Below are 11,579 nucleotides of genomic sequence, written 5' to 3' on the forward strand. Positions count from 1 at the left end.
TCGTTACAAAGATTAGCTCTGACTTGTACAGTACCCCAAGATCCGCGCTCTGGCGACTTTTCGGGTAAAGGTTGGGTAACAACCCGCTAACTTCTGGGCAAAGCTTTCGAAACAGCCTCGGCTGCCATTTGAAATGTCGCTGCCATCGCGGCTTTTGACAGCCCGGTGGTGTGCGGGCTCAAGAGCACACGCGGGTCGTGCGCAAGCGGGTGTGCGTGCGTGGGCTCGCTCTCGAACACGTCAAGACCCACCCCTCCCAGTTGGCCAGACTCCAACCCCCACACGATCGTGGCGGTCGAAATCAGCTCAGCCCGGGCACAGTTCACCACTACCAGGCCGGGCTTCGCCGTGGCCAGCAGCTCGCGCGGCACGAGCTCGCCGTCTCCCCCGGGCAAATGCAGTGTGAGTGCATCTGCGCGAGCGACGGCCTCAGCCAGCGACACATTCTCGAAGTCGTCGGCCTGTACGAAGGGATCGTGAATCAGCACACGCATGCCAAAGGCGGTCGCGAACCCGGCCACGATGCGGCCGATACGGCCATAGCCCAAGATCGCCAGCGTCAAACCGTGCGCGTCGCCGGGCACCGGCACCGGGCCCGATCCCCACTCATCAGCAGCGACGTAGCGGTGCGATTCGGGTACGCGCTTCACCAGCGACAGCAGCATCGCAAACGCGCCCTCGGCAACCGCCCTGGCGTTACTTCCCGGCGTGGTGGCGACCACGATGCCCCGGGCTTCAGCCTCGGCGACGTCGACCCGCTCGACCCCCACGCCGGTGCGCGCCACCACTCGCAGAGCGGGCATGCGATCAAGCAGCGGGCCGTCAACATCGTAGGCCGCGCGCACGATGGCGCCCTGCGCCACCGCGAAGTCGCCCGGCGAGGGATTGCTCACGAACTGCACGTCCTCGCCCAGAAATGGCGTCACGAGCGCCGGATCGACGGGCCCGAGACCCACGACGATCGGGCCCAGTACGGCGGGCGGCTGAAGAGCGGACGCCTGATCTCCGGGACTGCCCACACCGGCGGTCATGATGCACGCCCTAGGTTGGGCAGCGCACCGCGCACCGTCGCGGCCAGCAGCGTCGCGTCTGATCCGATGGCGATAAAAGTGAAGCCGCGTGCGAGATACGCCTCGGCGCCCGCTCGATCGTTCGTCAAAATACCCGCCACTTTTCCGTGTGCCGCGCACGACGCAACCACGCGGTCGAGGGCGGCCTGAAACACCGGTTCATCGAAGCGCCTGGGCACCCCCAGCGCATAACTGAGGTCTTGCGGGCCAACGAACAATACGTCGGCCCCTGGCGTCGCCGCGATCGCGTCGAGTTCGTCCATCGCCCCCGCGGTTTCGATCTGCACGATTCCCACCGCGCGGTCATTCGCGGCGTCGAGAGCAGCGACCTCGCCGCCCCAGCGGGCCGCACGATTGTAGGTCGCCACCCCGCGATCGCCCTCGGGCGGATAGAGCCGGTGGCGCAATGCGTCAGCTGCCTCTGCTGCACTCGAGATGCGGGGCAGCATGACCCCAGCCGCCCCAGCGTCGAGCACGCGCCCAACACGAATGCGATCGGGAGTTTCCACGCGCACGAGCGTGGCCACGCCGTAAGCCCCGGCCGCGGCAACGACGGCACCGACCTCGGCCTCGTCACCGCCGCCATGTTCAAGATCAACGAGCACCCAGTCGAGTCCGGCCGAGGCACACACCTCGGCCGAGGTCACTGACCCGAGCCCGAGGAAGGTGCCCACGGTGGGCTCCCGCGCGAGAAAGCGTGCGCGCAGGGCGCGGCCCGCGGCGAGCGGGCTGGTGCTCACCTGAACGGCGTTTGCCTGAGCAGAGCCTGCCTGTGCGGCGCTCATCCGTGCCACCGCTGATTCGCGCGGCCCTCAAGGTAGCTCGCGAGTTCAGCGCTCGTGTCGGGCCCCGCTGACTCTTCAGCCGGCGAAACATCCCACCACACCTCAGAGCCGGGCAGATCCACGTGCGGAATGGTCGGCACGACAATCACGACCGGGCCCTGCACATCGCGGGTCTCGGCGAGTGCCTGACGCACTTCATCGGCGGTGTACGGCTTGCGCACCACGGCACCCAGGCCTGCCGCGATCTGCACGAGATCGATGTTCAAGTAGTCGCCCTCGAGCCGGCCAGCGTCAGAGCCTGCGAGCGAGCCGCCCTCTTCTCGGTACCGAAACTCGTTGGCGAAGTGCTCGCCGGTGCGCCACATCTGCAGCCGACGAATCACCTGGTAGCCGTGGTTTTCAGAAACCACGAGGGTGAAGGGAATGCGTTCTTGCGCCGCCGTCACGATCTCGGTGGGCGCCATCACAAACGTGCCGTCGCCGATGAACGCGGTGACGCGGTGGCTGTGGTCGGGGTCAGCAAGCCGCACACCCATCGCGGCGGGCAGCTCGTAGCCCATGCACGAGAACCCAAACTCGAGGTGCGCGTGACGCCCGTTGGTGGCATCCCACACCTTCTGCAGGTCGCCGGGAGGGCCACCGGCCGCCGCCACGATCGTGTCGCCCGGCTGCGCGTGCTCCTGCAGCAGGCCAATGAGCTGGCCCTGCGTCAGGATGGCATCAGTATCGGGCACCTCTGGGCGGGTGGCCTTATCAAACACCTGATCCGGATCAAGCGCCGCCGCGCGCACCGGAGCCCACTTCGCGCGCGCTGCCGCAATATCAGCGGCCCATTCGGCATCAACCTGGTAGCTCTGCAGCACCCCGGTGAGCAGCTCGAGCGCGAGCCGGGCGTCGGCGACCGCGGCAAACGCGCCCTGTTTCACCGCGTCGTGTTCGACCACGTTGATCGAGGCAAACTGCACCTCGGGGTGCTGGAAAATCGACTGCGAGGCCGTCGCAAAATCGGTCAGGCGCGTGCCAATGTGCAGCACGAAATCGGCGCGCTCAACCAGCCGGTTCGTCTCGGGCGACCCCTCGAGGCCGATCCCATCGACGCGGAACGGACCATCTTCAGACACCGCGCCCTTGCCCGCGAAGGTCTCGCTGATGGGCAGGCCGGTGCGGCGCCCCAGCTCGGTGAGCTGCTCTTGCGCATCAGAGTAGATCACGCCGCCGCCCGCAATAATCAGGGGCCGGCGCGCACGCCTGAGCTTGCTCGCGATCTCGGCGATCTCGGCGGCATCGGGCACGCGGCGCCGGATCACCCAGTCGCGATCCTCAAAGAACTCGACGGGGAAGTCATAGGCGTGCGACTGCACGTCTTGCGGCAACGAGAGCACGACGGCGCCCGTTTCTTCGGGGTTCGCCAGCACCCGAAACGCCTGCGGCAGCGCCGTGAGCAGCTGCTCGGGGCGATTGATGCGATCAAAGAAGCGCGAGATTGGGCGGAACGCGTCGTTCACGGTGACATCGGGGGTGCCCGGCAGATCGATCTGCTGCAGCACGGGGCCCTGGCGGCGGGTGGCGTAGGTGTCGCCGGGCAACAGCAGTAGTGGGATCCGGTTGACGGTGGCGAGTGCCGCCGCGGTCAAGAGGTTCGTGGCGCCCGGGCCCACCGAGGCCGTGACGGCGAGGGTTTGGCGGCGCTTGGCCGCCTTTGCGAACCCCGTGGCGAGGTGCGCAATTGCCTGCTCGTTGCGGCCCTGCACGAAGGGCAGCACGTCTGCGTACTGCGCAAACGCCTGGCCGAGCCCGGCGACGTTACCGTGGCCGAAAATGCCCAGTGCGGCGGGCACGAAACGCCGCCGTACGCCATCGGCGACCGTGTACTGGGCTGCCGTGTACCGAACGATTGCTTGAGAAACTGTAAGCCTGACGGTGTTACCCGAGAGTCCTTGCACCATTGCTGTGCTCCTTGCTGAGCGATTAAAAGTGTGAAAAGTGGTGGCGGCGCGTTAGCTGTGCATGATGACGGTCTTGACCTCGGTCATCTCTTCGACCGTGGAGCGCACGCCCTCCTTGCCGTAGCCACTGGCCTTGAACCCGCCATACGGCATCAGGTCAGCGCGCCACAGCGGCGTCCATCCCAGGTGCACACTGCCGGCATCGATCTCGCGCATGGCCCGGATCCCCTCGGCGAGGGTGCCCCCGAAGACACCGGCGGCGAGGCCGTACGGGGTGCCGTTTGCAGCCTCGATGGCGGCGTCAAACGAGTCGACCGCAGTGACGGCGACAGCAGGGCCGAACAGCTCCTCCTGGGCAATCGCCTGGCGCGTGTGCACCCCGGCCACGATTGCAGGCGAGACGAATCCGCCGTCTCGGACGCCACCCGTCAACAACTGTGCGCCCTCGCTCACGGCCTGCGCCAGGCTACGTTCGACACGCTCTGCCTCGCGCTCGGTGATGAGCGGGCCGAGCGTCGTACCGGTCGCGAAGGGATCGCCCATGCGAATCGCCTCGACCTTGGGTACGAGGGCGTCAAGAAAGTCTCGCTCGATATCGCTGTGCACGATGACGCGCTGCACCGAGATGCAGACCTGACCGCCGTTGACGTAGCCGCCAGCGGCCACCGCGGTCGCGGCCTTTTCGAGGTCGGCGCCCGGCAGAATCAGCGTCGGCGATGAGGCACCGAGCTCAAGGGAGAGCTTCTTGATGCCGGCGAGGCGAGAAATGCGTTCGCCCACCCCCGTTGATCCGGTGAATGAAATCTTGCGCACTCGGGCGTCGCTCACGAGTGCGTCGCCGATGGTGCCGCCCGATCCGGTGACGACCGACAGCACGCCCTCGGGGAGGCCGGCCTCGACAAACAGCTGCGCGAGGGCGAGCGCGGTGAGCGGCGTAGCGCCCGCGGGCTTCAGAATGACCGCGTTGCCCGCGGCGAGCGCGGGAGCGAGCTTGTGCAGCACGAGCAGCGCCGGGTAGTTGAAGGGGGTGATTGCGACGACGATGCCCACGGGCTGGCGCAGCGTAAAACCGACCTTGTTCTGGCCCGTGCCGGGGTTGGCGTCGAGGGGCAGGGAGTCGCCGTAGAGCTGGGTGCCCTCGTGCGCGGCGAGCCTGATGATCGCGCCCGAGCGGCGGGCTTCACCCAGCGCCTCGCCGAGCGGTTTGCCGTTCTCGGCCGAGATGATGGCGCCGATGCTGTCGGCCCGCTCGTCGGCGAGGTTGGCGGCGCGCTGCAGGATCGCGGCGCGCTCGTGGGCCGGGGTACGGCGCCAGACGGCGGCGCCGCGTTCGGCTGCGTTGAGTGCGGCTTCGACGTCGGCCTCATTTGCAAGGGCGACCTCTCCGACGGCTCGACCGTCGAACGGTGAGCGTACCTCGCCGCGGGCGCCCGTGGCTGCCTCGCGCCACTCACCTCCGATGAGGAGACCGAAGTTACCGTGTTCGTGTGTGCCGTGATTACTCATGTCGTGCGCCCTTGCCTTGCCCGTCGACGTTGATCTGGACCGATGATTTGGACCGGTCCAAATTGTAAGCACATGTGGCCTGCCACGTCAACCTCGCCTGCGCCGGGCGCGGGCCGCTGCCTTTGGGGCGAGCCCGGCATGGCACGATAGACGCGTGACCACACGTGATGATGCGACTGCCCTCGAACGCGACTCGAGCACCGCGCTCCCTGCCCGGCCCACCATGCAGGATGTCGCCGATCGCGTGGGAATGTCGCGCCAACTCGTGTCCATCGTGCTGCGTGGAGCTCCTGGCGCGAGCGAAGCGTCGAAGGATCGCATCCTCGCGGCGGCACGCGAGTTGGGCTACCACCCCGACGACTCGGCACGCATGCTGCGCAGGCGCCACAGCGGCCAGATCGGCGTGCTCTTCACCATGCGTCAGCCGTTCGAGGTCGATCTGGTTGAGGCGCTGTATCGCCGCGCGGGCGATTACGGGTTCTCCCTCGCGCTGAGCACCATGGGTTCCACGCGCTCGCAGGAGACAGCCCTTGCTGAGCTCATGCGCCAGCGCATCGAGGCGCTGATTGTGCTGGATGCGGGCGACAGTGACAACGAGCAAGTGCCACTGCCCACCGGTGTCCCCGCACTCCTACTGGGCGGCCCGAACTCAGCCGCCCCCCATGACCGGGTCACGCTTGAAAACGGCGCCGGCCTGGAGCTAGCGGTCTCACACCTGACCAATCTGGGCCACGAACGCATCGCCTACTTGGGGCCACAGTCAGGGCCCAACGCGGCCGACCGCCTACACGGCTATCTCGCGGCAATGGCCACTCGCGCATTCCCTGCCCGCGTGATCGAAAGCGACTTCACCGAAGCGGGCGGCCACCGCGCCGCCACCGAAATCTTGCAAGAACTGGACAGCCCACAGGGACCCACCGCGCTCGTGTGCGTGAACGACCACTGCGCGATCGGCGCGCTGCAGACCCTGGTGCGCGCCGGGGTGCGGGTTCCCGAGGATGTGTCAGTGATCGGATTCGACGACAGCAGTGCGGCAGCGCTGCCGTTCGTGCGACTCACGAGCGTGCGGCCCGATCCGGATCATATGGCACAGCTCGCCCTCGAGGCCGTTCGTGCCCGCCTCGATCAGCCTGCGAGCGAGCTCTCGGTGTCGCGCGTCACTCCGACGCTGTGGGTGCGCGACAGCACAGCAGCACCGCGGTAGCGGGGGCGGCAACAGTGCTGCGATGCTTCCCTATTCGAACCATTAGCACGTGCTAGTAGTTCTTTGCTAGGGTGATGCAACTGCCACATTTGGCTTGCTCACCCCGCGAAGGAGCACCGTGACCACTGCACCGAGCCTGCTGGCGACCTGTTGGACCACCGCGGGCACCGCCCTGCCGCTTGCCGGCCAATCACTTAGCCCCATTCCCGTCGCCGAGCGCATCGCCGCCACGGCCGCGGGCGGCTGGCAGGGCTTCGGGCTCGTGCACGCCGACCTCGAGGCATTTCTTATCGACCACACGCTGGCCGATTTGCGGCTCATGCTGGCCGACAACGGCATCACTCACGTTGAGGTCGAACTTATCGAGCACTGGTGGGCTAGTGACGAGCGGCGGCCCAAGTCCGACCGAGTGCGGCGCGAACTCCTCGAGGCAGCGGAGGTGCTCGGCGCCCAAACCATCAAGGTGGGCCCCGAAACGGGCGGGCATCCCGTCGACCCGACCACCTTCGCCGAAGCGTTCGACGCCCTCGCGACCGAGGCCGCCGCACACGGCACCCGCATCGCCTACGAGTTTCTGCCATTCGCCACCCACGGCCCCTCGCTCGAGGCCGGCATCGAGCTGGTGACGCAGGTCGCGAACCCGACGGGCGGGCTGTGCATCGACATCTGGCACGTCGCCCGGCCCGGCACCGACTACGCGGTGATCGCCGAATCACTGCCCGGCGAGTACGTGTTCTCGGTCGAGCTCAACGACGCGGCGCCCGAAACGATCGGCACCCTCTTCGAGGACACCATTCACCGCCGGCTGCTGCCCGGCGATGGCAGCTTTGATGTGCCCGCGTTTATCAACGCGGTGCGCGCGACGGGCTTCGACGGCCCCTGGGGCGTCGAGATCCTCTCGGATCACCACCGCACGCTGCCCCTCGCCGAGGGGCTCGCCGCCGCTCGCGAGGCGACGCTCGCCTGCTTCGCGGAGGCCGATCGGCGCCTGGTCGCGTAGTTAGGTGGCCTAGGGCGCAGCGACTCCACGCAAACGTTCATTTTCTGGGTGGCAGATATGCTCGGAGTACTCATACTGATGACGGCTATTGAAAACTCGTCTCACTTCTTTGACCACAGGTGTCCCCGCGTCGAGTCCGAAGAACTCCGAATTGACCCCCAAGAGCATCGCTTGAAACTCGAACTCAGCATGGTGCGTTCGCGCACCGCTTTCCCGCAGCAACATCTCCATACTTTCTGTTTCGAGGCGCTCCGGCGCAAAGTCCATGTATTCGGATAGGACCCAGTTCTCGAGAACGGCGATGGGCTCATCATTCGCGCTGCGGTGCCTCAACGTGTGAGCAATGCGAGCTCCGATCGGCAGCTCTGTGAGATCTGCGAGCTCATCATCGATGATGAGCTCTTCAAAGACGAGCAACTTCGTGACTGGGCGCCGAGCCGAAGCAGAAATCTCGTCAAAAATAGTTGCAAAACTACCCGGCGTTCGGGTAATTGGTGCTGCACGGAGGATCCGCGTGCCTTTACCCCTCCCCCGTTCCCTGGAGACGATGCCGCGGTCCTCAAGTCTCGACATCGCCCTACGAAGAGTTGAGCGGGCAACATTAAACCCGGCACATAGCTCTGACTCCGAAGGGAGTAGGGCGTCTTGGGTCAACCGTCCACCGCGCAATGCACCATCAACCTGGAAAACGATCTGCAGGTACAACGGTATTGAACTTGCGTGGTCAACTGGTTCGAACGCAGTATCGAATTCGATTCGCATCACAGCTCCCCTTCCATTGCGCTGAATCGTGCCCACCTTCAGTCATGCTAAGGCCTTCCACTCACTAACACTGCACGTAAATCCGCAACGCGGAGGGGCCAGATAGCGAATCTGACCCCTCCGCTCTGCATTTCACAATGGAAGGTTACTGGCGGTTCGAGCGCCAGAAATCCTGCCACTTGACTGTGTTCTTATAGTCGTCCTCAAGGTATTCCGTACTGAATGGCTGTGCTTCGTTTGCGATCAGAGGATCGAGACCATGACTGTCCTCGGGCGCCACAACTTCGGGGTTATACGACCGCTTTCCATCCGGCATGATGAACTCCATGCCTTCCTGACTGGTGGCAAAGTGGATGTATAGTTTCGCAGCGTTGGGGCTCTTGCTCTTCGTTACGTACTGCATGGTCTGCGGAGTCGGGGTTGCAACGAAGGGTTCCAGGCCTGCACAGGGAGCATTGAAGAATCCCTTTTCGTCATTATTCCTGTACTTGGCAGCAAACATTTGCCCCATGGAAGGGTTCGCCTGACCTGGGGCACCTACGGCTTCCGAAACTTCTTCATCGCTCTTAAAAACCGCCGGGGAATTCCCAGCAAACCGCTTCAGCCACTCCTGAAACGCACTCGCTTCATCAGTTTCGAGAGCCTTGCCATAGAGCTTCTCATACGCTCCTGCGAAGGCTTCATCCTGATCCCGCGCTGCTTGGTTCCAGATATTGCTGTACATGGCACGAGCCTCCGGATCAGGCATGGAAATCTTGCCCTTCCAGTCCTCGTCAGTCAGTTCCCAGATATTTGAAACTGGGCAAGTATCTCCGTAAACCTCTGTGTTGTAGGTCCACCACAGCCAGTTGCCGCTCGTTAGGTAGGGATAGCGCGCCTCCTCAGGCAGCTTGTCGTAGGTGTCTCCTGGAACCCAGTTCGTGACGATTTCATCTGCGAGCAGCTCGGTATATACGGTCGCTGGGTCCGAAATGGCTAGCACGTCAGCGATGATGTTGTTAGAAGCACTCTCGCGCTTGATCTTGTCGACAGCATTGGCTTCGATCTTGATGCCCTCAGCCTCGATCCCGTACTTGGCGGTAAAGGCCTCAGCGATTTGCGTGACCTTGCCCGTCTCGTCATAGATCGTGATCGGGCCCTCACCCTTTGCCGCGTCAATAAGCGCGTCGAGGTCAAACCCGTCAGCAGTTTCGTCGGGCTGCAGTTCCACCGTGCGCTTGTCATCTTTTTGCACGTCTTCGCTCGCGGTGGCCCCTGGAGGGGCGCAGGCAGTAAGCCCGAACCCGAAAACCATAGTTAACGCGGCAGCGGCGACGGCTTTGTTCTTCATACTCTTACTCACCATTGAGCTCTTCTCTATTCTTGGTTGAAGTTTCTAAGTTGTAACCAGTGGCCGGTTGCTCTGGGTTCGCATGATCTCGTGCAGTACGTCGAACTTCGCGTCAGGAATCGCGGCCAAGTAGTGCGGGTGCGCATAGTCACGACTCTGGGGCTGCGCAGCTCCCGATTGGTATGCGACGTAGGTACCCCCGGCTTGGCGCACGATGAAGGCTGACGCAGCAACATCCCACGAGTTCGCACCAAACGAAATCGTGGCATCGATCCACCCGGCGGCAACCCAGCACAGCGAGATACAGCTGCTACCGAGCGCCCTCACTTGGGCAAACTGTTCAGTGACGTCGGCAAACTGCTCAAGGGCCAGGTCGCGGAAGTGTACAAGGTCACGAGGGAGCGGGAAGTTGCAAGCGACAGTTGCCTGCGCAGGCTCTGCGAAACCCCAGCTCCGTAAGGGCTCTTCCCCAAGAAAGGCGCCGCGTTCATCCGCCCAGAAAAGGTGGTCATTTGCAGGGTCGTACACAACTCCCACCGCAATCTCTCCATCGATCGCAATCCCAATACTTACCGCCCAAAGGGCCATGCCTCTGGCAAAGTTTGCAGTGCCATCGATGGGATCAATGTGCCAAGCAAGGCGGCCTGTTCCTTCGCTCGCCCCGTCTTCCTCGCCGATGATGGTGGAGTCAGGGTAGGCCGCGAGGATGGCGTCACGGATATGCACTTCGCATGCACGGTCATACTTCGTGACCATGTCGTGAAAATCGGCCTTGAGGTCAATACCCAAGTCCCTACTGCGAAAGCCTTCCATCGCGATCGCGCCTGCTTCGAGAGCAATTCTCTTAGTGAATTCGGTCAGTTGACGAATATCGGTCATGCTTCTACCACCTCAATACGGTTGTTCTCTAAATCAAATACGTGCACGTGATCAGCAGCCGTGACAAGTTCGACCTCATCACCGGTCTGCCAGTGTCCTCGTTGAAGAGTGGTTGCATACATGCGCTGTCCCCCAACCGTCACTTCGACGGTCCAGCTCCCACCCGTCGGCATTATCGACACGATCCGGCCAGGAAAAACGAGATCGCCAGCTGCTCGCCCAAGATCGGGAGCTTCAACCGCAATTGCCTCGGGCCGAATCCCCATTGATCCCACCTGCGCCGGCTGCGCGACTCGGCGCTCCAAGAAGCGGCCCGCCGCTGATCGTTGCGGGGTGGATTCATCCATCTCAATAAAGTTCATCGGTGGGACCCCTAGGAAACTGGCCACGAACCGATTGACAGGACGATCGTAGATATCCATAGGGCTCCCGACCTGCTGCAGAACCCCCTCGTTCATTACTGCGACACGCGTCGCCAATGTCATGGCTTCCCACTGATCATGGGTGACAAAGACGACGGTGGCCTTGAATTCTTCGTGAATTCGCTTGAGCTCCGCACGCATTTCTAGCCTAAGCCGGGAGTCCAGGTTTGACAGCGGTTCGTCCAACAACATGAGCTTGGGACTCACCGCGAGCATTCGAGCCAGTGCCACGCGTTGCTGCTGCCCACCAGACAGCTGTGACGGATAGCGGTCGCGATACTGTCCGATGCCAAGCGTCTTGGTCATCTTCTCAACCTGGGACGTGCGCTCCGCCTTGGGCATCTTCCGCAACTTCAGACCGTATTCCACATTTTCAGCCACAGTCAGATGCGGCCACAGCGCGTAGCTCTGGAATACGAGCCCGATGTCCCGCTTCTCTGGAGCCACGAATTGCTGAGTCATCGGCTCATCAACGACCGTGTCTCCAATGGTGACACGTCCGTCGGTGATGTTCTCAAGCCCCGCGATCATTCGCACCGTCGTCGTCTTCCCGCACCCTGACGGGCCGAGGAGGCACATGAAGTCACCGTCGTTAATCGTCAGGTCAAGCTTTTCAACCGCGTTTGAATCTGAACCGTAGTTCTTGAATACGCCTTCGAGTGAGATCGTGGGCAT

10 protein-coding genes are annotated in these 11,579 nt (G+C 63.5%); 2 read left to right on the forward strand and 8 right to left on the reverse strand.

The annotated features are described in order from the left end of the window. Positions 1 to 86: 86 nt before the first annotated feature. From JOF28_RS08480 to JOF28_RS08495, 4 genes are read right to left on the reverse strand one after another with little or no spacing between them, the layout of a single operon-like run. The gene (locus JOF28_RS08480) at positions 87 to 1,031 is read right to left on the reverse strand and encodes an NAD(P)-dependent oxidoreductase (RefSeq protein ID WP_209705360.1); all 945 of its coding nucleotides are present in this window, start codon (positions 1,029 to 1,031) and stop codon (positions 87 to 89) included. Next, the gene (locus tag JOF28_RS08485; RefSeq protein ID WP_245189910.1) at positions 1,028 to 1,855 is read right to left on the reverse strand and encodes an HpcH/HpaI aldolase family protein; all 828 of its coding nucleotides are present in this window, start codon (positions 1,853 to 1,855) and stop codon (positions 1,028 to 1,030) included. The genes JOF28_RS08480 and JOF28_RS08485 overlap by 4 nt, the downstream gene beginning before the upstream one ends. Further along, positions 1,852 to 3,801 (reverse strand): 3D-(3,5/4)-trihydroxycyclohexane-1,2-dione acylhydrolase (decyclizing), encoded by a 1,950-nt coding sequence (gene iolD / locus JOF28_RS08490; protein ID WP_209705361.1) that lies wholly within the window; start codon positions 3,799 to 3,801, stop codon positions 1,852 to 1,854. Before iolD ends, JOF28_RS08485 begins: the two co-directional genes overlap by 4 nt. Positions 3,802 to 3,852: 51 nt before the next feature. Continuing rightward, positions 3,853 to 5,307, reverse strand: a complete 1,455-nt coding sequence (locus JOF28_RS08495) for an aldehyde dehydrogenase family protein (protein ID WP_209705362.1) — start codon at positions 5,305 to 5,307, stop codon at positions 3,853 to 3,855. A 154-nt stretch (positions 5,308 to 5,461) separates the two neighbouring features. Here JOF28_RS08495 and JOF28_RS08500 point away from each other — a divergent pair, with 154 nt between their 5' ends. Further along, positions 5,462 to 6,511: a LacI family DNA-binding transcriptional regulator gene (locus JOF28_RS08500; RefSeq protein WP_209705363.1), complete on the forward strand. Its 1,050-nt coding sequence runs from the start codon at positions 5,462 to 5,464 to the stop codon at positions 6,509 to 6,511. A gap of 118 nt (positions 6,512 to 6,629) precedes the next feature. After that, the gene (locus JOF28_RS08505) at positions 6,630 to 7,511 is read left to right on the forward strand and encodes a sugar phosphate isomerase/epimerase family protein (RefSeq protein ID WP_209705364.1); all 882 of its coding nucleotides are present in this window, start codon (positions 6,630 to 6,632) and stop codon (positions 7,509 to 7,511) included. A gap of 9 nt (positions 7,512 to 7,520) precedes the next feature. Here JOF28_RS08505 and JOF28_RS08510 read toward each other — a convergent pair whose 3' ends face one another. The 4 genes from JOF28_RS08510 to JOF28_RS08525 all read right to left on the reverse strand — a co-directional run bounded on the left by JOF28_RS08510 (position 7,521) and on the right by JOF28_RS08525 (position 11,579). Further along, positions 7,521 to 8,273, reverse strand: a complete 753-nt coding sequence (locus JOF28_RS08510; RefSeq protein WP_209705365.1) for a GntR family transcriptional regulator — start codon at positions 8,271 to 8,273, stop codon at positions 7,521 to 7,523. A 145-nt stretch (positions 8,274 to 8,418) separates the two neighbouring features. Further along, positions 8,419 to 9,603 (reverse strand): ABC transporter substrate-binding protein, encoded by a 1,185-nt coding sequence (locus JOF28_RS08515; protein ID WP_209705366.1) that lies wholly within the window; start codon positions 9,601 to 9,603, stop codon positions 8,419 to 8,421. Between the two features lie 45 nt (positions 9,604 to 9,648). Next, the gene (locus JOF28_RS08520; protein WP_209705367.1) at positions 9,649 to 10,482 is read right to left on the reverse strand and encodes an inositol monophosphatase family protein; all 834 of its coding nucleotides are present in this window, start codon (positions 10,480 to 10,482) and stop codon (positions 9,649 to 9,651) included. Then, positions 10,479 to 11,579, reverse strand: coding sequence for an ABC transporter ATP-binding protein (locus JOF28_RS08525; protein WP_209705368.1), 1,101 nt, complete (start codon positions 11,577 to 11,579; stop codon positions 10,479 to 10,481). Before JOF28_RS08525 ends, JOF28_RS08520 begins: the two co-directional genes overlap by 4 nt.

Origin of the sequence: Leucobacter exalbidus, from assembly GCF_017834145.1 — a bacterium.
In the GTDB taxonomy this organism is placed as follows: Bacteria; Actinomycetota; Actinomycetes; order Actinomycetales; family Microbacteriaceae; genus Leucobacter; species Leucobacter exalbidus.

What these genes read in the sequence shown, in the direction of transcription:
- JOF28_RS08480 (WP_209705360.1), bottom strand. Translation starts at nt 1,031, where the DNA reads ATGACCGCCGGTGTGGGCAGTCCCGGAGATCAGGCGTCCGCTCTTCAG.
- JOF28_RS08485 (WP_245189910.1), bottom strand. Translation starts at nt 1,855, where the DNA reads ATGAGCGCCGCACAGGCAGGCTCTGCTCAGGCAAACGCCGTTCAGGTG.
- iolD (WP_209705361.1), bottom strand. Translation starts at nt 3,801, where the DNA reads ATGGTGCAAGGACTCTCGGGTAACACCGTCAGGCTTACAGTTTCTCAA.
- JOF28_RS08495 (WP_209705362.1), bottom strand. Translation starts at nt 5,307, where the DNA reads ATGAGTAATCACGGCACACACGAACACGGTAACTTCGGTCTCCTCATC.
- JOF28_RS08510 (WP_209705365.1), bottom strand. Translation starts at nt 8,273, where the DNA reads ATGCGAATCGAATTCGATACTGCGTTCGAACCAGTTGACCACGCAAGT.
- JOF28_RS08515 (WP_209705366.1), bottom strand. Translation starts at nt 9,603, where the DNA reads ATGAAGAACAAAGCCGTCGCCGCTGCCGCGTTAACTATGGTTTTCGGG.
- JOF28_RS08520 (WP_209705367.1), bottom strand. Translation starts at nt 10,482, where the DNA reads ATGACCGATATTCGTCAACTGACCGAATTCACTAAGAGAATTGCTCTC.
- JOF28_RS08525 (WP_209705368.1), bottom strand. Translation starts at nt 11,579, where the DNA reads ATGCCCACGATCTCACTCGAAGGCGTATTCAAGAACTACGGTTCAGAT.